14 protein-coding genes and 1 riboswitch are annotated in these 19,762 nt (G+C 73.2%); of the genes, 9 read left to right on the top strand and 5 right to left on the bottom strand.

Going from position 1 to position 19,762, the window contains the following annotated elements; translation table 11 throughout:
• Nucleotides 1–230: 230 nt before the first annotated feature.
• The 7 genes from QMQ26_RS08030 to QMQ26_RS08000 all read left to right on the top strand — a co-directional run bounded on the left by QMQ26_RS08030 (nucleotide 231) and on the right by QMQ26_RS08000 (nucleotide 10,686).
• Nucleotides 231–3,080, top strand: a complete 2,850-nt coding sequence (locus QMQ26_RS08030) for an ATP-binding protein (protein ID WP_404814093.1) — start codon at nucleotides 231–233, stop codon at nucleotides 3,078–3,080.
• Between the two features lie 103 nt (nucleotides 3,081–3,183).
• On the top strand, nucleotides 3,184–4,254 hold the full coding sequence (locus QMQ26_RS08025; RefSeq protein WP_282205226.1) for an aldose epimerase family protein: 1,071 nt from the start codon (nucleotides 3,184–3,186) through the stop codon (nucleotides 4,252–4,254).
• A gap of 312 nt (nucleotides 4,255–4,566) precedes the next feature.
• Complete coding sequence (locus QMQ26_RS08020) at nucleotides 4,567–5,850, top strand: extracellular solute-binding protein (protein WP_282205225.1); 1,284 nt, start codon at nucleotides 4,567–4,569, stop codon at nucleotides 5,848–5,850.
• Between the two features lie 106 nt (nucleotides 5,851–5,956).
• Complete coding sequence (locus QMQ26_RS08015; RefSeq protein WP_282205224.1) at nucleotides 5,957–6,907, top strand: carbohydrate ABC transporter permease; 951 nt, start codon at nucleotides 5,957–5,959, stop codon at nucleotides 6,905–6,907.
• Nucleotides 6,904–7,857, top strand: coding sequence for a sugar ABC transporter permease (locus tag QMQ26_RS08010; RefSeq protein WP_404814092.1), 954 nt, complete (start codon nucleotides 6,904–6,906; stop codon nucleotides 7,855–7,857). The genes QMQ26_RS08015 and QMQ26_RS08010 overlap by 4 nt, the downstream gene beginning before the upstream one ends.
• Nucleotides 7,858–7,907: 50 nt before the next feature.
• A complete protein-coding gene (locus QMQ26_RS08005) occupies nucleotides 7,908–9,635 on the top strand; it encodes a glycoside hydrolase family 13 protein (protein ID WP_282205222.1) in 1,728 nt (575 codons plus the stop codon).
• A gap of 25 nt (nucleotides 9,636–9,660) precedes the next feature.
• A complete protein-coding gene (locus QMQ26_RS08000) occupies nucleotides 9,661–10,686 on the top strand; it encodes a LacI family DNA-binding transcriptional regulator (RefSeq protein ID WP_199846941.1) in 1,026 nt (341 codons plus the stop codon).
• 87 nt (nucleotides 10,687–10,773) lie between these two features.
• Here QMQ26_RS08000 and QMQ26_RS07995 read toward each other — a convergent pair whose 3' ends face one another.
• The 3 genes from QMQ26_RS07995 to QMQ26_RS07985 all read right to left on the bottom strand — a co-directional run bounded on the left by QMQ26_RS07995 (nucleotide 10,774) and on the right by QMQ26_RS07985 (nucleotide 14,472).
• Nucleotides 10,774–12,702: an AMP-dependent synthetase/ligase gene (locus tag QMQ26_RS07995; protein WP_282205221.1), complete on the bottom strand. Its 1,929-nt coding sequence runs from the start codon at nucleotides 12,700–12,702 to the stop codon at nucleotides 10,774–10,776.
• Between the two features lie 131 nt (nucleotides 12,703–12,833).
• Complete coding sequence (locus QMQ26_RS07990; protein WP_282205220.1) at nucleotides 12,834–13,034, bottom strand: hypothetical protein; 201 nt, start codon at nucleotides 13,032–13,034, stop codon at nucleotides 12,834–12,836.
• A gap of 127 nt (nucleotides 13,035–13,161) precedes the next feature.
• Nucleotides 13,162–14,472 (bottom strand): transglycosylase family protein, encoded by a 1,311-nt coding sequence (locus QMQ26_RS07985; protein WP_282205219.1) that lies wholly within the window; start codon nucleotides 14,470–14,472, stop codon nucleotides 13,162–13,164.
• Between the two features lie 5 nt (nucleotides 14,473–14,477).
• A riboswitch (cyclic di-AMP (ydaO/yuaA leader) is annotated at nucleotides 14,478–14,647 on the bottom strand.
• A gap of 467 nt (nucleotides 14,648–15,114) precedes the next feature.
• Between QMQ26_RS07985 and QMQ26_RS07980 the strand changes: the two genes are divergently transcribed.
• Nucleotides 15,115–15,912 (top strand): G8 domain-containing protein, encoded by a 798-nt coding sequence (locus tag QMQ26_RS07980; protein WP_282205218.1) that lies wholly within the window; start codon nucleotides 15,115–15,117, stop codon nucleotides 15,910–15,912.
• A 1,606-nt stretch (nucleotides 15,913–17,518) separates the two neighbouring features.
• Here the strand turns inward: QMQ26_RS07980 and QMQ26_RS07975 are convergent.
• Complete coding sequence (locus tag QMQ26_RS07975) at nucleotides 17,519–18,418, bottom strand: sirohydrochlorin chelatase (protein ID WP_282205217.1); 900 nt, start codon at nucleotides 18,416–18,418, stop codon at nucleotides 17,519–17,521.
• Nucleotides 18,419–18,766: 348 nt separating this feature from the next.
• Here QMQ26_RS07975 and QMQ26_RS07970 point away from each other — a divergent pair, with 348 nt between their 5' ends.
• Nucleotides 18,767–19,009: a DUF397 domain-containing protein gene (locus QMQ26_RS07970; protein WP_030462206.1), complete on the top strand. Its 243-nt coding sequence runs from the start codon at nucleotides 18,767–18,769 to the stop codon at nucleotides 19,007–19,009.
• Between the two features lie 220 nt (nucleotides 19,010–19,229).
• Here the strand turns inward: QMQ26_RS07970 and QMQ26_RS07965 are convergent, their stop codons facing one another.
• Entirely contained in the window at nucleotides 19,230–19,751 is a 522-nt protein-coding gene (locus tag QMQ26_RS07965; RefSeq protein WP_282205216.1) for an ATP-binding protein, read from the bottom strand.
• Between the last annotated feature and the right edge of the window lie 11 nt (nucleotides 19,752–19,762).

The raw sequence follows: 19,762 nt of genomic DNA, 5'->3' as shown, positions 1-19,762 counted from the left end.
TTGCCCCGGCCGTTGCCGTCTAACCCTGCGTCAGGTGCCGCTGCCTGCACGAACGCCGCCCGCGCGGCCCGCGACGGCGCTAAGGTCGGGAACGGAGTGCCGGACGGCGAGGCGGAGGGACGGACGTGGCCGAAGAGCAGAACGGGCCGCAGGAGTGGGAGGCCGCCGCAGGCGCGGTCGGTCAGCGGCTTTGGGAACGCGATCAGGAACTGCGTTCCGTCGATCAGGCCGTGGACAGGCTGTGCCGCGAATTCGCCGCGGGCGGCCTGAAGATCGGCGAGCTGCTGGTCTTCTCCGGCTCGCCCGGCATCGGCAAGACCTCGATGCTGGAGCAGGTCCGCCGGATCGCCGGTGCCCGCCAGGACTCGACCGTGCTGTTCGCCCGGGGCAGCGAGCGCCAGCGCCGGGAGCCGTTCCGGGTGCTGCGGCAACTGCTCCTGCCGGTGCTCAGCGACCTGGACGAGGCCGAGGTCGAGGAGGTGTTCGGCAGCTGGCACAACATCGTCGCCCCGGCCATCGGACTGGCCCCGCCGTCCGACGAGGTCGAGCGGATCGACCCGCAGAGCGTCCGCGACGGACTGGACTTCGTCATCACCCAGCTCGCGCCCCGGCGCGCCCCGCTGGTGGTGATCGTCGACGACCTGCACGCCGTCGACCAGGAGTCGCTGACCTGGCTGGCGTCCTTCGCGGTGCGCGCCCGCGAACTGCCCGTGCTGCTGGTCTTCGCCTACCGGCACGAGTTCGAGGACGAGGCCCGCGCGCTGGCCCAGCAGATCCACGAACGGGCCGCCCGCAAGCACGAGTTGCTGCCGCTCAACCCGGTCTCGGTGGCCGCCATCGTGCACGGCGAGTTCGCCGAGGCCGACGACGCGTTCTGCCGCCAGGTCTGGGCGGTCACCGCCGGCGCCCCGTACGACACGGTGGCGCTGCTGCGCGAGGTCCGCGACCAGAACCTCGAACCGGTCGAGGAGAACTCGCCCCGGCTGCGCGACCTGGCCGCGGCCGCCCGCGGCGAGGGCCGGGACTACTGGCTCGACAAGCTCGGCACCACCGTGCTGCGCTTCGCCTGGGCCGCCGCGCTGCTCGGCACCGAGATCAAGGAGGAGCTGGCCGCCACGATCTGCGGGCAGGGCCCCGCGCAGGCCGCCGAGTCGATCCAGGTGCTGCGCCGGATGCGGGTCCTCACCAGCCAGCCCAACGGCAGGCTGGAGTTCGTCCACCCGCTGATCGCCACCTCGATCTACCAGTCGATCCCGCCCGCCGTCCGCACCGGCATGCACGGCATGGCCGCCACCGCGATCGAGAACAGCGGCGGCTCGCTGCTCTCCTCCTCCCGCCACCTGCTGGAGACCCACCCCGGGGAGGGCGACGACGTCATCGTGCGCAAACTGCGCCGGGCCGCCGCCGAGAACCTGGCCATCGGCGCCCCCGAGGCCGCCCGCCGCTGTCTGGAGCGCGCCCTGAACGAGCCGCCGGACGAGGAGGACCAGGCCGAGGTGCTGTACGAGCTGGCCTGCGCCAGCCTGCTCACCGACCCCGGCGCCACCGCCAACCAACTGCGCCGCGCCATCGACATGGAGGACGGCCTCAGCCCCGACCTGCGGGTCGAGGCGGTGTTCCGGCTCTCCGAGGTGATCGCCCACGGCGGCGACCTGAGCGCGGCCGCCGCGCTCTGCCTGGACGAGTCCGAGCGCGCCCCGGAGGGCCCCGGCCGGGTCCGGCTGCTGGTCGCCCACCTGCTCTACACCGCCCTGCAACGGGACGAGGAGGACGGACCCGGGCGCGCCGCGCGGGTCCGCCGGCTGGTCGCCGAGGTCGACCCGGACAGCGAGGTGGCCCGCCCGGTCCGCGCGCTGTACGCCTGGGACCTCACGCTCCAGGGCGGCAGCGCCACCGAGGCGCTGCGGGCCGCCGAGGACGCCCTGGTCGACGGCCGGCTGCCGCGCGGCCTCGGCTGGACCAACACCACCTGGAACTTCGAACTGCCCGCGCTGCTCGGCCTGTGCTTCGCCTACAACGACGAACTCGCCCGCGCCGAGAAGCTGTTCAGCTCCGCCATCCTGGAGTTCGAGATCGCCGGATGGAGCGGCGCGCACCGCGGCTTCGCCTACTTCCTGATGGGCTACGCCCGGCTGCGCCGCGGCTTCCTCCCGGAGGCCGAGGACTTCCTGCGCCGCGGCCTGCGGATCGCCGACCGGATGGGCGCCGGCCTGCCGCTGACCTGGAACCTGGTCGGCGCGCTGATCGACACCCTGCTGGCCCGCGGCCGCGACCACGAGGCGTGGGAGATCGCGGTCAAGTACCGCTTCCTGCCGCCGTACCACCAGACCGCGCTGCTGCTGCCCGACGTGGCCACCATCTACGGCAAGCTGCTGATCTCGCGCGGCGACTACGGGATGGCCGTCGAGGTGCTCGCCGAGACCGGCACCCGGCTGGACAAGCGCGGCTGGCGCTCCACCGTGCACGCCCCGTGGGCCGGCTACCTGGCGGTGGCGATGGCGCACCAGGACCTGCCGTCCGCCCGGAAGAACGGCGAGGACGCGGTGGAGCGGGCCAAGGTGTCCGGTTCGCCGTCCGCGATCGGCACCGCGCTGCGGCTGGCCGCCAGCGTCTGGGAGGGCGCGCACGCCGTCGAGCTGCTCCAGGAGGCGGTCGGCTGGCTGGGCCGCTCCCCGGCCGGCTACGAGCACGCGCACGCCCTGGTCGACCTGGGCGCGGCGCTGGTGCAGGTCGGCCGCAGCCTGGAGGCCGCGGAACACCTGTACCAGGGCATGGAGCTGGCCAAGCACTGTGGCGCGGACGGGCTGGAGGTGCGGGCCCGCAACGTGCTCTCCTCGGCCGGGCTGCAGCCGAGCCGCCCGCTGGCCCCGGCCAAGGACACCCTCAACCCGCACGAGCTGGAGGTGGCCCGGCTCGCGGTCCGGCCGCTGCCGCCGCAGCGGATCGCCGAGGAGCTGGGCCTCCCGCTGGGGATCGTCAAGCAGCGGCTGGCCGCCGTGCACCGCAAGCTCGGCACCGGCCCGGAGGGGCTCGCGGACGCCCTCGGGCTGCCCGCCGACGGCTCCGGGCAGCCCGACTGACGGTTCGGCCGATCCTGTCGGCGCGCGGGGCGGGTCGCCGGTCCGCGCGCCGGGTCGGGCTACGCTGACCGGGCAGGGTGATCACGAACTGAGGAGCAGTCCCATGACCGCGTCGGCCGCGCCCACCGAGGTGCACCGGGCACCGTACGACCACTCCGGCGCCGGGATGGGGCTGGAGCGCTGGACGCTGCGGTCCGGCCCGGTCGAGGCGACCGTGATCACCCTGGGCGCCGCGCTGCACACCCTGACCGCCCCGGACCGCTCCGGCAACCCCGCCCAGCTGCTGCTCACCAGCCGGGACGTGGGCACCCTGCTAGGCCCGGCCAAGCACTACGGGGCCACCGTCGGCCGGTACGCCAACCGGATCGCGGACAGCCGGATCACTGTCGACGGCGAGGACCACCCGCTGCTGCCCACCGGCGGCGGCGTGACCCTGCACGGCGGCCCCGACTCCTTCGCGCACCGGGTGTGGGACGCCGAGGAGATCCCCGGCGGGGTGCGGATGCACCTGCACTCGCCCGACGGCGACCAGGGCTTCCCGGGCGCGCTGGACGTCCGGGTCGACTTCACGCTCACCGGCTCCGAGCTGACGATCTCCTACCGGGCGGTGACCACCAAGCCGACGGTGGTCAACCTGACCAACCACGCCTACGTCAACCTGGCCGGCGAGGGCCGCGGCGACGTGCTGGGCCACCTGCTGACCCTCGACGCGGACGCGTACACGCCGGTGGACGAGCGGCAGATCCCGTACGGCCCGTACGAGCCGGTGGCGGGCACCCCGTTCGACTTCACCACCGCCCGGCCGATCGGCGCGGGCATCGCCGAGGAGCACCCGCAGCTGAAGTCCTCCCGCGGCTACGACCACAACTGGGTGCTGCGCGAGCGCCCCGCGGACGGGCCGCCGGTGCGGGCCGCGCTGCTGGCGGACCCGGGCAGCGGGCGCACCCTGGAGGTGCTGACCACCGAGCCGGGCCTCCAGGTGTACACCGCGAACGGCTTCGACGGCTCGGTCACCGGCCCGTCCGGGACGGCCTACGGCCCGTACGCCGGGGTGGCGCTGGAGACCCAGCACCACCCGGACTCGCCGCACCAGCCGTCCTACCCGTCGACCGAGCTGCGGCCGGGGCAGGAGTTCCGCTCGACCACCGTGCTGCGGCTGGGCACCGACGGCTGACCGTCCGAGCCTCGAGAAGGCCCCCGGGAGCACTGCTCCCGGGGGCCTTTCCGCACGTCGGGGGCCGGTCGACCGCAAGGAGTTTCCGCAAGGCGACGGTTGGTCACGACGCGCGGCGGCAACTCTAAGGACACGTGGACGTAACGATCCCCGTCACCTTGCAGAAACTTGCTGCAAGGACTTTCAGTCCCGGTTGCCGCGCTGTTACGTTCCTGCTCAAGCCCGACGGCCGCAACGGCGCAGTCGGCTCGGGACAGCCATTATGCGCGGTCCTCCTCCCTCTCGGGCACCCCCACCTTTCAAGGAGTTTCCATGCGGCGTGGCATCGCGGCCTCCGCTCTCGTTGCGGCTCTCGCAGTCACCATGGCGGCTTGCAGCAGCAGCGGCTCCGGCTCGGACGCCAAGGGCGACGGCGGACCGGTCACCCTCACCTACTGGGACACCTCGAACGCCACCAATGAGGCGCCGAACTACCAGGAACTGGTCAAGAAGTTCGAGGCCGCGAACCCGAACGTCAAGGTCAACTTCGTCAACGTGCCGTTCGACACCGCGCAGAACAAGCTGCAGACCGCGATGGGCGCCAAGGGCGCCCCGGACGTCTTCCGCTCCGAGGTCGGCTGGACCTCCGCCTTCGCCAAGGCCGGCTACCTGGAGCCGCTGGACGGCACCCCCGCGCTGACCGACGCCTCCGTCTTCCAGCCCTCGCTGATCAAGCAGGCCACGTACTCGGGCAAGGTCTACGGCGTCCCGCTGGTCACCGACACCCTGGCCCTGATGTACAACAAGGAGCTCTTCGCCAAGGCCGGCATCACCGCCGCCCCCACCACCTGGGACGAGCTCAAGGCCGACGCCGCCCAGCTGAAGGAGAAGGCCGGCGTCGACGGCTTCTGGCTGAAGGCCGCGGACGGCTACTACGCGATGCCGTTCCTGTACGGCGAGGGCACCAACATGGTGGACGCCGCCGGCAAGAAGATCACCGTCAACTCGGCCGAGGCCGTCAAGGCGGTCGACACCTACAAGTCGATGTTCACCTCGCCCGGCACGGTCAAGGCCGACGTCACCACCGACGCCTACGCGCACATGATGGACGCCTTCAACAGCGGCAAGGTCGCGGCGATCATCCAGGGCCCGTGGGAGGTCACCAACGTCTACAAGGGCGCCGCGTTCGCCGACCCGAAGAACCTCGGCATCGCCGCCGTCCCGAACGGCTCCACCGGCAAGGGCGGCGCCCCCACCGGCGGCCACAACGTCTCCGTCTACGCCGGCTCCGACGCCGCCCACAAGGCCGCCGCCGAGAAGCTCGCCGCGTTCCTCACCTCCGCCGAGAGCCAGACCTTCCTCGCGCTGAAGAACGGCACCCTGCCCACCCGCAGCGACGCCTACACCGCCGAGGTCAAGGCCAACCCCGGCATCGCGGACTTCCAGGCGATCCTGACCTCCGCCCAGCCGCGCCCCGAACTGCCGGAGTACGCCTCGCTGTTCGGCTCCTTCGGCACCAACCTCGGCAAGATCGTCCAGGACCAGAGCGACACCAAGGCCGGCCTGGACGCCACCGCCACCGACTACGCGAAGCTCCTCCCGGACTTCACCAAGTAAGAGATCGGCCGCCCGGCCCACACCTGACGGTGGGCCGGGCGGACCCGTCCAGCCCCCCAGCAGTCGCCGAGGCAGGCGGCGGACCTCCCGGAGAAGGTGTCAACCCATGGCAGTTGCGGTCGTACAGCGCATCAGGCTGTCGTACTCGAAGTACTGGTACGCGTACGCGATGATCGCGCCGGTCGTGATCGTCCTGGGGGTGCTGGTCGGCTACCCGCTGGTGCGCGGCATCTACCTGACCCTGACGAACGCCACCAGCCTCAACGTCGGCCGGCAGATCGGCGTCAACCACATCCCCGACAGCTTCGACTTCGTCGGGCTGGACAACTACGCGGACGTGCTCTGGGGGCCGACCGCGTACGACCGCTTCTGGTCGCACTTCATCTGGACGGTGGCCTGGACCGCGATCTGCGTCGTCCTGCACTACACCATCGGCCTGGCCCTGGCGATGCTGCTCAACCGGAAGATGCGCGGCCGCGGCCTGTACCGGCTGGTGCTGATCCTGCCCTGGGCGGTGCCGACCTTCGTCACCGTCTTCTCCTGGCGGCTGATGCTCGCCGACGGCGGCGCCGTCAACGGACTGCTGTCCTTCCTGCACCTGCCCGAACCGGCCTGGCTCTCCGACCCGCTGGCGCAGAAGGCCGCCGCGATCATGGTCAACACCTGGGTCGGCGTGCCGTTCATGATGATCTCGCTGCTCGGCGGGCTCCAGTCGATCCCCGGCGAGCTGTACGAGGCCGCCGAGATGGACGGCGCCAGCCCCTGGCAGCGCTTCCGCTACGTCACCCTGCCCGGCCTGCGGACCGTCTCCTCCACCGTCGTGCTGCTCGGCGTGATCTGGACCTTCAACCAGTTCGCCGTCATCTTCCTGCTGTTCGGCTCCGGCGCCCCCGACGCGCAGATCCTGGTCACCTGGGCCTACCGCCTCGGCTTCGGCCAACAGCCCTCCGACTACGCGCAGTCCGCGACCTACGGAATCCTGCTGCTGTCGATCCTGCTCGTCTTCACCAGCTTCTACCGCCGCTGGCTGGCCCGGAACGAGCAGGCCAACGGATGAGCCCCGAGACCGCTTCCCCGACCGAGGAACCCGACCAGGCAGGCAGCCCCATGACACTCACCGCCGACCGCCCCGCCGCCGAGACGGCCCCCGCGAAGCGCCCCGCCAAGGTCCGGCTGCGCGGCCGGTCCTCCCCGCTGGCCGCCGCGCTCGCGCACGGCGCCCTGATCGTCGCCAGCCTGATCGCGCTCTTCCCGGTGCTGTACATCGCGTACATCTCGCTCGGGCCGGACGACAACGACTACCTGCACCCGGCGAAGATCTTCGACAAGATGACCTTCGCCAACTACGGCAAGGTGATCGACGACACCGGGTTCTTCACCTGGTTCGGCAACTCGGCGATCGTGGCCGCCGGCACCACCGTGATCGGCGTGCTGATCGCCGCCTCCACCGGCTACGCGGTCTCCCGGATGCGCTTCCCCGGCTACCGCCAGCTGATGTGGACCCTGCTGGTCACCCAGATGTTCCCGATCGCGGTGCTGATCGTGCCGATGTACTACATCCTGTCGAACCTCGGCATGCTGGACAGCTACACCGGCCTGGTCCTGGTCTACTCGGCCACCACCGTGCCCTACTGCGCCTGGCTGCTGAAGGGCTACTTCGACACCATCCCGGTGGAGATCGACGAGGCCGGCCGGGTCGACGGGCTCTCCCCGATCGGCACCTTCTGGCGGCTGATCCTGCCGCTGGCCCGCCCGGGCCTGGCGGTGGCGGCGTTCTACTCCTTCCTCACCGCCTGGGGCGAGGTCGCCTACGCCTCGACCTTCATGCTCTCGTCCGACAAGTACACCCTGGCGGTCGGCCTGTCCTCGTTCGTCAGCGAGCACGACCACCAGTGGCAGCTGATGGCCGCCACCTCGGTGCTCATCGCCATCCCCGCCGCGGTCGTCTTCTACCTGGTGCAGCGCCACCTGGTCACCGGCCTGACGGCCGGCGCCGCGAAGTCCTGAGCCCCGCCACCTCCTCGCCACTTCCACCGCCTCCAAGGGAAGACCGTCCAATGACCCAGAACCTGGCCGACGCCTCCGGGCCCGCCGTTCCCGCCGCCGTTCCCGCCGCCCGGACGACTGCCGCGAACGACGCCGCCAGAGACGGCTGGTGGCGGGACGCGGTCATCTACCAGGTGTACCCGCGCAGCTTCGCCGACGGCAACGGCGACGGCATGGGCGACCTGCCCGGCATCCGCGCCCGGCTGCCCTACCTGCGCGACCTCGGCGTCGACGCGGTCTGGCTCTCGCCGTTCTACGCCTCCCCGCAGGCCGACGCCGGCTACGACGTCGCCGACTACCGGGCCGTCGACCCGATGTTCGGCACCCTGCTGGACGCCGACGCGCTGATCCGCGACGCCCACGAGCTGGGCCTGCGGATCATCGTCGACCTCGTCCCCAACCACTCCTCCGACCAGCACGAGTGGTTCCAGCGCGCGCTGCGCGAGGGCCCCGGCTCCCCGCTGCGCGAGCGCTACCACTTCCGCCCCGGCCAGGGCGCGGACGGCGAACTGCCGCCCAACGACTGGGAGTCCATCTTCGGCGGCCCGGCCTGGACCCGCACCGCCGACCCGGACGGCACCCCCGGCGACTGGTACCTGCACCTGTTCGCCCCCGAGCAGCCCGACTTCAACTGGGACAACCCGGCGGTCGCCGACGAGTTCCGCTCCATCCTGCGGTTCTGGCTCGACATGGGCGTCGACGGCTTCCGGATCGACGTCGCCCACGGCCTGGTCAAGGCCCCCGGCCTGCCCGACCTCGGCAGCCACGACCAGCTCAAGCTGCTCGGCAACGACGTCATGCCGTTCTTCGACCAGGACGGCGTGCACGCCATCTACCGCAGCTGGCGGCAGATCCTCGACGAGTACCCCGGCGACCGGATCGGCGTCGCCGAGGCCTGGACCCCGACCGTCCAGCGCACCGCCAACTACGTCCGCCCCGACGAACTGCACCAGGCGTTCAACTTCCAGTACCTGGGCACCGGCTGGGACGCCGCCGCGCTGCGCGAGGTGATCGACGTCTCGCTCGACTCGATGCGCCCGGTGCAGGCCCCCACCACCTGGGTGCTCTCCAACCACGACGTCACCCGGCACGCCACCCGGTTCGCCAACCCGCCCGGCCTCGGCACCCAGATCCGCACCCCCGGCGACCGCGAACTCGGCCTGCGCCGGGCCCGCGCCGCCACCCTGCTGATGCTCGCGCTGCCCGGCTCCGCGTACCTCTACCAGGGCGAGGAACTCGGCCTGCCCGACGTCACCGACCTGCCCGACGAGGTCCGCCAGGACCCGTCCTTCTTCCGGCAGGCCGGCCAGGACGGCTACCGCGACGGCTGCCGCGTCCCGATCCCGTGGTCCGGCACCGAGGCCCCCTACGGCTTCGGCCCGAACCCCGGCGGCCCCAGCTGGCTGCCGCAGCCCGCCGAGTGGGCCGGCCTGTCGGTGGAGGTCCAGACCGGCGACCCGACCTCGACCCTGGAGCTGTACCGTTCCGCGCTCGCCGTCCGCCGCGCCCAGCCCGCGCTCGGCGCCGGCGACGCGGTCAGCTGGCTGCCCGCCCCCGAGGGCGTGCTGGCCTTCCGGCGCGACTCGGCCCGCGGCTCGTTCGTGTGCACGGTGAACACCACCGGCGAGGGCGTCCTGATCCCCGCCCCCGGCCGCCTGCTGCTCGCCTCCGCCGAGACCGCCCCTGCGGAGAACGGCGTAGAACTCCCGGCCGACAGCACCGCGTGGTGGGCGGTCTGACGTGGTTGCAATAGGCTCTGGGATCGTGACTACGGCGCGACTCTCCGACATCGCGGCGCAGGCGGGGGTCAGCGAAGCCACCGTCAGCCGCGTACTCAACGGCAAGGCGGGCGTCTCCGCGACCACCAGGCAGACCGTGCTGGCCGCGCTCGACGTCCTCGGCTACGAGCGGCCCACCCGGCTGCGCCAGCGCAGCGCCGGGCTGATCGGCCTGATCACCCCGGAGCTCAGCAACCCGATCTTCCCGGCCCTGGCCCAGGTCATCGAACAGGTGCTCAGCCGGCACGGCTACACGCCGGTGCTCTGCACCCAGACCCCGGGCGGCTCCACCGAGGACGAACTCGTCGAGATGCTGGTGGAGCGCGGCGTCGCCGGCATCGTCTTCGTCTCCGGCCTGCACGCCGACACCACCGCCGACCACGACCGGTACGCCAAACTCACCGGCCGCCAGGTCCCGTTCGTGCTGATCAACGGCTACAGCGACAAGATCGCCGCGCCGTTCATCTCCCCGGACGACCGGGCCGCGATGCGGATGGCCGTCCAGCACCTGGTCGAACTCGGCCACGAGAAGATCGGCCTCGCGGTCGGCCAGAAGCGGTACGTGCCGGTGCTCCGCAAGATCGAGGGCTTCACGGCCGCCGTCCGGCAGCTCACCGGGCGCACCGAGGAGCAGGCCGGGGAACTCGTCCACCACACCCTGTTCAGCGTGGAGGGCGGGCACGCCGCCGCCCAGGCGCTGCTCGACAAGGGCTGCACCGCGATCGTCTGCGGCTCCGACATGATGGCGCTCGGCGCGATCCGGGCGGTGCGCCAGCGCGGGCTGTCGGTGCCGCAGGACGTCTCGGTGGTCGGCTTCGACGACTCCCCGTTGATAGCGTTCACCGAACCGCCGCTCACCACCGTCCGGCAGCCGGTCGAGGCGATGGCCACCGCCGCCGTCGACGCCCTGCTGGAGGAGGTCGGCGGGAACCCGGCGCAGCGCTCCGAGTTCATGTTCCAGCCCGAGCTGGTGATGCGCGGCTCCACCGGGTCGGGTCCGCGCAACGGCTGAGGCGCCCCGCACGGCTGGGGCGCCCCGCACGGCTGAGGCGCCCCGCGCGGACGGCCCCCGGGAGGACCACCTCCCGGGGGCCGTCCGCTACGCGTAGAGCTGTTCGACGTCGCGGCGGTAGGCGGCGCCGACAGCCTGGCGGCGGACCTTCAGCGAGGGCGTCAGCAGGCCGCGCTCCTCGGTGAAGTCGCCCGCCACCACCCGCGCCCGCCGGATCGACTCGGCGCGCGAGACGGTCGCGTTGACGCCCCGCACCGCCTCGGCGAGCGCCGCCAGCACCGCCGGGTGCACCGGGACGGCGCTGCCGACGTCCACGCCGTCCGGCGCGGCGGGTGCTGCGGGTGCGGCGGCGGGCGGGGCGGGCGGGTCGAGCGCGAGGAAGCGCTCCACCGCCTCGGCGTCCAGGGTGAGCAGCGCGCCCACGTACGGGCGGCCGTTGCCGACCACCAGGGCCTGGCTGATCAGCGGGTGGCCGCGCAGCCGGTCCTCCAGCGGGCCGGGGGAGACGTTCTTGCCGCCGGAGGTCACCAGGACCTCCTTCTTGCGGCCGGTGACGGTCAGGTAGCCGTCCTCGTCCAGCCGGCCCAGGTCGCCGGTGGCGAACCACTGCGGCCGCCGGGGCCGCGGCGCTCCCAACTCGTAGTAACCGTCGAAGAGCTGACCGCCGGACAGGAACACCTCGCCGTCCTCGGCGATCCGCACCGCGCTGCCCGGCACCGGCTGCCCGACCGTGCCCGGACGCGGCCGCAGCGGCGGGTTCACCGTGGACGGGCCGCTGCTCTCGGTCAGCCCGTAGCCCTCGTGCACCAGCACGCCCGCGCCCGCGAAGAACAGCAGCAGCTCCGGGTCGATCGAGGAGCCGCCGCTGATCGCGTACCGCACCCGGCCGCCCATCGCCGCCCGCACCCGCCGGTACACCAGCGCGTCGTACAGGCCGTGCGCCAGGCGCAGCGGGAGCGGCACCGGGCGGCCGCCGGCCAGCGCGTCCAGCTCGGCCCGGGCGTGGCGCACCGCCACCGCGGCCGCCCGGTCGAACACCTTCACCGCGCCCTTCGCCTGCGCCTCGGCCCGGCCCAACTGGTGGATCTTCTCGAACAGGTAGGGGACGCCGACCAGGAAGGTCGCGCCGAAGGCGGCCAGGTCCGGCCGCAGGTCGGCCGGTTTCAGGGAGGGGCTGTGGCCGATCCGGACCCGGCCGTACACGCAGGTCACCTGGATCATCCGGCCCAGCACGTGCGCCAGCGGCAGGAACAGCAGGGTGCACGGCGCCCGGCCGGTCGCCTCCTCGAAGACCGGCTCCAGCAGGGCGTGGCAGTTCGCCGCCTCGGTGAGGAAGTTGGCGTGGGTGAGCAGGCAGCCCTTGGGGCGGCCGGTGGTGCCCGAGGTGTAGATCAGCGTCGCCTCGTCCGCCGGGCCTCGGGCCCTCCGGCGGCGGCCCAGCTCCTCGGCGGGGACGGGGCGGCCGAGCGCGGTGAGCTCGCCGACGGCGTCCTCGTCCAACCGCCACAGCGGGACCGTGCCGCCGGTGCGGGCGATCGCGACGGTCAGCACCTCGGCGGTTCCGGCGTCCTCCGCGAGCGCCAGCACCGCCCCCGAGTCCCGGACGATCCACTCCGCCTGCTCCACCGAGGAGGTCGGGTACACCGGCACCACGCACGCGCCGGCCGCCCAGGCGGCGAAGTCCAGCAGCGTCCACTCGTACCTGGTCCGCGACATCAGCACGATCCGCGCGCCGGGGCCTACCCCGACCGCGACCAGGCCGCGGGCCACCGCCGCGACCTGGTCCGCGAACTCCCGCGCCGTCACGTCCCGCCAGGAGCCGTCCGGTTGACGGCGCGTCAGCACCACCGCCTCCGGTGCGTCCTCCGCGTTGCGGAACGGCAGGTCGCCCAGGCTCCCCTCCTCGGGCGGTGGCACCAGGTACGGGGACCGGGTCTCGACGACCCGCCCGTCGGTGCGGAGCACCTCGACGGGTGGGCGGGCGGCGCGGGCGGCCCGGGCGAGGGGGTGTGCCATGAGCGAACTCCCTTGGGTGGGGTGGGGGTTCGCCCAGGTTAGGTACTCGCCGGTAAACTTACTAGACGGTAAGTTACTTGACAGTCACGGAGGTTGCGGGCTCCGGGGCGCCCCGGCCGCCTGCCGGGGGGTCAGCCCTCTTCCGCGGTGGGGGGCTGGGGGAGGAAGCGCTCGCCGTCCCGGGTGCCGCCGGTGCGCGCGATGGTGCGGCGGTCGGTGGAGAGGTAGTCGCGGACGACCAGCTCCACCGCGTCCTGGGGGCTGGCGGCGCCGACGCGCATCATCACCTCCAGGGCCAGGTCCGCGTCCAGCGTGATCGTCGTCTTCGCCATGGTGCTGCTCCCCGGTCGTCGGGCGTCGGTCGTCGGCCGTCGGCCGTCGGGCCTTCTCGGGCCGAGGATAGGCCGCTGCCCCCGGGGCCGACCAGGGTCCCCGGGGGCAGCGGTGGTGCGCCGGGTGTCAGACGCGGCCCGCGAAGTCGGGGGCCCAGTTGGCGACGGTCTCGGTGCGGACGCCGGCGCTCGGGTTCGCGGCCTCGACGTACTTGCCGTCGCCGACGTACAGGGCGACGTGGTAGACGCCCGAGTTCGAGCCGTTGTTCGACCAGAACAGCAGGTCGCCCGGCTGCAGGCTGTCCAGCGAGACGCGGGTCGAGTAGTCCGCCTGGTCGGCGGCGACGCGCGGCAGGCTGATGCCGGCCTGGCGGAACGCGGCCTGGGTCAGGCCCGAGCAGTCCCAGCCGCCGTTGCCGGTGCCGCCGTAGACGTACGCCTGGCCGACCTTGGACAGCGCGAAGTCGATCGCGGCGGCCTTGGAACCGGTCGCCTTGGCGGCGGTGGTGGTGCCGGCGGTCGTGGTCGCCGCGGTGGTGGCGGTCGACGCGGTGGCGGTCTGCGTCGAGCCGGTCGACGACTTCGCCGGGGCGCCGGACGGCTTGGCGGCGGAGCGGTTGTTCGTCCAGGACGAGCCCTGGGCGGCCGAGGACTTGGCGGTGGAGGACTTGGTGGTGGAGGGCTTGGTGGCCGGCGCCGACTGCTGCGCGGTGGCGGACCCGCCGAGGGAGAGCTGCTGACCCGGGTAGATCATGTCCGGACCCTCGGCGAGGACCGAGCGGTTCAGGTCGTACAGCTTCTGCCAGCCGCCGTCGACGTGCTGGTTCTGCGCGATCGCGGACAGCCAGTCGCCCGCCACGACGGTGTAGGTGCCGGCGGCCCGGTCGGTGGTGGCGGCCGGGGCGCTCTGCTCGGCCTGCGGCTGGGCCTGCGAGGTGCCCTGCGACCAGCTGTGCTGGGACTTGCCCTTGCCGCCGGACTGCGGCTGCGACTGCGGGGTCTGCGGCTGCTGGGTCTGGGTCTGGGCCGGGGCCTGGGTCTGCGCGGAGCCGGAGGTGTTCACCTCGGGAGCGGCGCCGCCCTTGGTGAGGCCGGCCTGGATCGAGCACACCGGCCAGGCGCCGGGACCCTGCGAGGCCAGCACCTTCTCGGCGACGGAGATCTGCTGGTCCTTGGTGGCCAGGTCGGCGCGCGAGGCGTACGCGGTGCCGCCGAACTCGGCCCAGGTGGAGGCGGTGAACTGGAGGCCGCCGTAGAAGCCGTTGCCGGTGTTGATCGACCAGTTGCCGGTGGACTCGCACTGCGCGACCTTGTCCCAGGTCGAGACGGTGGCCGCGGAGGCGGCGCCGCCGGTCAGGCAGGGGATCGTGAGTCCGATGCCGACGACACCGGTGGTGGCGATCAGGCGGCGGGCGCGCTTGGCGCTGATGGGCAGCATGAAGAAGCGTTCCTCTCCCACGCCTGCGAGGTGAGCTGTCGGATTCGGGCTGGAGTTGCCCGGCCGCGCGCACCGTGTGGTGCGCCCGGCTTCACCCCGAGCCCCGTGCGGTCCTTCGACCGCCCGGGGCGACTTACCTGGTTCCCCCGCCCCTGCCGTGGTGCGTTGTGCATGAGCCGGCCCACCCGGCGGCAGGACTCGGCGTCCCGGGTGAGCTGGGTCCGTGTGTCCACGAACGTGGGCAGGAGATTAAGCGGAATTCAGGAGAATCCGCAAATGCCGGTGACGGGCGTCACAGGGCTCGAAATCGGCGATCAAGGAATATTCGGCGAACTCCCGGACGGGTGGCGGAACCTGGCCGGGCGTCAGTCGATAAGCGATCTTGTGCCCGTTTTATGGCTCTATGGTGATGTGTGGGTGAATATTCGCATTTGTTGGTATTCGGCGTGGGTCATTTGACTGGTTCAGGCGTTATGTCCGCCCGACGGGCGCCGTGCGAAGGGCCTCGGCGCGGGCGTCGAACAGGTGACTGACGGTACGTCAGAATGCTTAAGAGAAAGGGAATCGGCCGCTTTCCGGCGGCCGTCCCGCCTATGCTGCCCCCGACGACTCTGGGGCGCGGGCCCCGGAAAGGCGGTCGTGGTGGAACAGCAGCGGAACGGCGAGCAACCCCCGGCGCGGCACCGGCGCCCGCCGGTCGGCCGGCGCAGGATGCTGACCTGGCTGGCGGTCGGGACGGCGACGGCGCTCGGCGGGGGAGTGGTCCTGCGGCAGTCCCTGGCGGGGGCCGACGAACCCGCCGCCCGGCCCGGGCCGCTCGGCGACGGCGCCACCGCGCCGTCCGGCCACCAGCACGGCCCCGGCGCCCCGCCGCCCGCGTCCGGCAGCCCGCAGCCCTCCGTGCCGCCCCCGGTGCTGGACGGCGGCGGCCGCAAGTGGTCGGACGCCAAGGGCTGGGGCGGCAAGCCCCCGGGCCCCGGCAGCGCGGTGCGGATCACCGACAAGGTGGTGCTGGACGCCGACGCCGAGGTCGGCTCGCTGCTGGTGGAGCGGAGCGGCTCGCTGGTCTTCGCCGCGGACCGGACGCTGACCCTGGCCAGCGCGGGCAACGTCGAGGTGCGCGGCGTCCTGGCGCTGGCCCCCGACGCCGCGCACACCCACACCCTGCGCTTCCCGCACGTCGACGAGCGCCGCTTCGCCGGCGGCGGCATGACCGTCGTCGACAGCGACACCGGCCTGTGGGTCACCGGCCAGGGCTACCTGCGGCTGGACGGCGCCCCCCGCACCGCCTGGACCCGGGCCGCCACCGACCTCGGGCCCGGCGACACCGTGCTGAAGCTGGCCGCCGCCCCGAGGGCTGGCAGCCCGGCGACGAACTGGCCGTCACCCCCACCGCGCCGCCCGACACCGAGGACTTCTCCACCGCGTACGACCTGGTGACCGTCGCGCGGGTCGACGGCGCCACCGTCACCCTGACCGCCCCGCTGCGGCACGCCCACCCCCGGGTGGCGCTCGGCGGCGGCGCAACCTTCGGCGCGGAGGTGCTCAACCTCAGCCGCAACGTCCGGGTCGAGGGCACCGCGCAGGGCCGGGCGCACGTCCACCTCACCTCCAGCCGCCCGCCCGACGTCCGGCACGCCGCGCTGCGCTGGCTCGGCCCGCGCGCCGACGGCAAGGACACCTGGGAGGGGAAGCCGGTCACCGAAGCGGTGCTGGGCGGTACGGGCTGCACTTCCACATGCTGCTGGACACCTCGCGCGGCACCGTGGTCGAGGGCGTGGTGGTCCGCGACACCGGCAGCCACGCGTTCGTGCCGCACGCCAGCCACGGCATCACCTTCCGCGGCTGCATCTCCCACGAGACCTGGGAGGACGCCTACTGGTGGGACGGCCCGATCGACACCCGCACCCCGCAGGGCCCGTCCGACGACATCGCCTACGAGGGCTGCGTCGCCTCCCGCACCGTCTTCGAGCCCAACCCGCGCGGCTACCGGCTCACCGGGTTCAGCCTCGGCGCCGGGACGGGCTCCTCGGCCCGGGACTGCGTGGCCGTCGGCGTCCAGGGCGCCACCGGCGCGTCCGGCTACGAGTGGCCGGAGACCAGCGAGGGCGTCTGGACCTTCGAACGCTGCCTGGCGCACAACAACCTGGAGGACGGCGTCTTCGTCTGGCTGAACGCCGAGCACCACCACACCGTCACCCAGTACGCGGCCTACCACAACGGCGGCTGGGGCATCGAGCACGGCGCCTACCTGAACGACTTCGACTACACCGCCTCCGTCCTGTACGGCAACGCCGCCGGCGGCATCGCGGTGCACGCGCTGGGCCGCGACCGGGGCACCGTCCTCGACGGGCTGCTCATCGACGCCGCCGGGCAGTCCGACTACGCGGTGACCACGCTCAAGCACCAACTCGCCGGGGAGCCGGTCACCCTGAGTCGCAGCCGGCTGACCGGCTACCGCAAGGCCGGGGTGGCGTTCCGGGCCACCGACGACGGGAAGCCCGACGACATCGCGGTGCTGGACTGCGAGTTCGGCGGCCCGGCGGGCAGCGAGCTGTGGCTCGACCCGGAGTCGCCCGAGCCGACCCGCATCCTGTTCCGCCCGGCCGGGCAGACGCAGACCGTCGCGCTCAGCAAGGGCGGGGGAGGCGGGGGCGGGGGCAGGGGGTGGCGGGCGGCCGGTGGAACGCCGTCACCGCGCCGGCCGAGGCGCCCGTCCCGCCGCGTCCGGTGGCCCTGCCTGCGCTCGCCTTCACCGACAGCGCGCCGCGGACCGGACGCGTCACGGCGGGCTGAACCGGCGCGCGGGCCGGGTGGCACGGGCGGCGCCGCGGGCCGGTGTTGCGGACCGCTGTTGCAGACCGCTGTTGCGGACCGCTGTTGTTGCGCCGGGGCCGCCGTCCGGGTCGGGCCGCCGTCCGGGTCGGGGCGCGGGGCGGGGTCGGGGTGCGGGGGAGTGGCGGGCCGCAGGCCGGTGGCGGGGAAGCGCGACGGGCGGGAGCGCGTCGATTCGCTGCTCCCGCCCGTCGCGGTCCGTGGGCCGGGGTCAGCGCGCGGCGTGCGCCCCCGAGCTGGTGCGCTGCTGCTCGGCCGCGGCCTCGGCGGCCTCCAGCTGCTCCTGGGTCGGCTCGGGGAGCGCGGCCAGGTAGGCGGAGGCGATCAGCTGGCCCACCGTCGGGTAGGCGCCGATCGGGGCGGCGCTCGCGCAGCCGGTCTCCTCGGCGGCGGTGGCCAGCAGTTCGGGGTCGGCCTCCGGGCCGATCACCAGCGGGGCCAGCGCCGGGCGCTCGGAGCCGGTGGCCCGTAGGTGCGCGACGGCCGCGGCGACCGAGCCCGGCACGTCCAGCGCGGCCGGGACCACGGGGACCGCCAGCCGGGAGGCCAGCAGCACGCCGGTGATGCCGGCCGAGGCCGCCGCCTCCTCGCCGCCGACGGTGGTCAGCACCACGCCGTCGGCGGCGGTGGCGATGGCGAACAGCCGGGCCCGGTCGGCCCGGGCCAGCCCGGCCTCGGACAGCCTCACGTGCACGGCCTCGGCCAGCAGCGGGTGCGGCCCCAGCGGGTCCAGCACCCGGGCGCCGGTCTCGGCGGCCAGCTTGTGCAGTTCGGGCAGGAAGTCGTGCGGCCCGGGCACCAGCGGGACCACCAGCGGCGCGGGCAGGCCCGCCTCGGCGGCGGCCGCCAGCAGGTCGGCGACCGTCGGCGCGCCCTCGCCGCCCAGGTAGGCCGCCGTCACCTCGATGCCCGACTGCTCGGTGCGGACGATGGACAGCAGCTCCTCGACGACCGGGCGGCTCTCCGGCCCGGCGGCGGCCGGGACCGCCAGCACCAGGGCGGGCGAACCGGGCATGATCTCGGGGCGCTCGGGACGGCGGTGGCGCCCCCGCGCACGGGAGCCTGGCGTACGGACGGGCAGTGGCGCGCCCGGGATGGCTGCGGTGCTCATGCGCCAGATCGTAGGACATGTGCCCGCGCGCGTTGCAGCCGGATGCCGACAGCGGGCGGCTTTCCGTCAGGAAGTGACAGTGATCACAGGGTGAATCGTGACTGCCTGTGAACCGTGTGGAAGGTGGTGATGATCGACAACGCGCTGGCGAGTGTGTGCGGACGGTCATGGAGTGACTGGCGTTTCGCCCGGCTGTGTCCGCTTACGCACCGTCAATTACGCTGCTGTGAAGGGATGGTGTCGGCATCGGCACGTTCCTTTGCACAGGAAATTTCCCATGCTGATGCACGTGCAGGAGAGCTATCATCACGTCAAGTGAGGCATTCGCCAGGCTATGGGGAGAAAACAATGCGTGAGGCGTACAACGGCATGGCGGCGACGGACCTGGACGGGGTGGTCTGGCAGAAGAGCCGTCACAGCAACTCGAAGGGCAACTGCGTGGAATTCGCCGCGCTGCCGAACGGCGACGTGGCGATGCGCAACTCGCGCTTCCCGCAGGGGCCGGCGCTGGTCTACACCCGGGACGAGATCACCGCGATGCTGCTCGGCGTCAAGGACGGGGAGTTCGACCACCTGGGCGGCACGCCCTGACCAAGGGCCGACTCCCGGGTGTCCGGGCCGTCGTGGGGCTTCCCACGACGGCCTTCGTGCTTCTCCGGTCCTTTCCGGCCGGTTCCTTCCGGCCCCCGGGCGCGGCCGGCCGTGGACGGGCGCGGGGCGGTGACGGCGGTTGCCGAACTCGGGGCCGCGGGGATCGCTCGCGGGCGACGGGCGACGGGCGACGGGCGACGGACGGCTGGCGGCGGGTGCGTCAGGCGGAGCGGCGGTGCCGGCCGGCGTTCGACAGCTGCTCCGGGCCCGGCAGCTCCGTGCGGGCGTCGAACAGCGCCCAGACCACCTTCCCGGCGCCGGCCAGCGGGTGCCAGCCCCAGGAGCGGGAGAAGGAGTCCACCAGGTGCAGGCCGCGGCCGGACTCGGCCACGAAGTCGGCCTCCCGCGCGATCGGCCCGGTACTGGACGGATCGCTGACCGCGCAGACCACCTGCGGCGCGCGGTGCACCAGGCTGATCCGGATCGGCAGCGACCCGGCCGTCGGCTGCGGAGCGCCCTGCGCGGGCACCAGGGACGGCTCGCTCTGGCCGAGCGCGTGCCGCAGCGCGTTGGTCACCAACTCCGAGGCCACCAGGGCCACGTCGTCGAAGATGTCCCCGAGCCCCCACGCGTCCAGCGACCGTCTGGTGAACTCCCGCGCGGTGCGCACGGCTTCGAAGCGGGGAGCGAGGGTGCAGCTGACCACATGAGGGTCGGTCGCCAGGACCGTACCGGTGCTCATGAAGAGCTCCT

The organism is Kitasatospora fiedleri, assembly GCF_948472415.1.
Taxonomy (GTDB): Bacteria; Actinomycetota; Actinomycetes; order Streptomycetales; family Streptomycetaceae; genus Kitasatospora; species Kitasatospora fiedleri.
This window is presented reverse-complemented; position numbering and strand designations above follow the sequence as displayed.

What these genes read in the sequence shown, in the direction of transcription:
- QMQ26_RS08025 (WP_282205226.1), top strand. Translation starts at nt 3,184, where the DNA reads ATGACCGCGTCGGCCGCGCCCACCGAGGTGCACCGGGCACCGTACGAC.
- QMQ26_RS08020 (WP_282205225.1), top strand. Translation starts at nt 4,567, where the DNA reads ATGCGGCGTGGCATCGCGGCCTCCGCTCTCGTTGCGGCTCTCGCAGTC.
- QMQ26_RS08015 (WP_282205224.1), top strand. Translation starts at nt 5,957, where the DNA reads ATGGCAGTTGCGGTCGTACAGCGCATCAGGCTGTCGTACTCGAAGTAC.
- QMQ26_RS08010 (WP_404814092.1), top strand. Translation starts at nt 6,904, where the DNA reads ATGAGCCCCGAGACCGCTTCCCCGACCGAGGAACCCGACCAGGCAGGC.
- QMQ26_RS08005 (WP_282205222.1), top strand. Translation starts at nt 7,908, where the DNA reads ATGACCCAGAACCTGGCCGACGCCTCCGGGCCCGCCGTTCCCGCCGCC.
- QMQ26_RS07995 (WP_282205221.1), bottom strand. Translation starts at nt 12,702, where the DNA reads ATGGCACACCCCCTCGCCCGGGCCGCCCGCGCCGCCCGCCCACCCGTC.
- QMQ26_RS07990 (WP_282205220.1), bottom strand. Translation starts at nt 13,034, where the DNA reads ATGGCGAAGACGACGATCACGCTGGACGCGGACCTGGCCCTGGAGGTG.
- QMQ26_RS07985 (WP_282205219.1), bottom strand. Translation starts at nt 14,472, where the DNA reads ATGCTGCCCATCAGCGCCAAGCGCGCCCGCCGCCTGATCGCCACCACC.
- QMQ26_RS07975 (WP_282205217.1), bottom strand. Translation starts at nt 18,418, where the DNA reads ATGAGCACCGCAGCCATCCCGGGCGCGCCACTGCCCGTCCGTACGCCA.
- QMQ26_RS07970 (WP_030462206.1), top strand. Translation starts at nt 18,767, where the DNA reads ATGCGTGAGGCGTACAACGGCATGGCGGCGACGGACCTGGACGGGGTG.
- QMQ26_RS07965 (WP_282205216.1), bottom strand. Translation starts at nt 19,751, where the DNA reads ATGAGCACCGGTACGGTCCTGGCGACCGACCCTCATGTGGTCAGCTGC.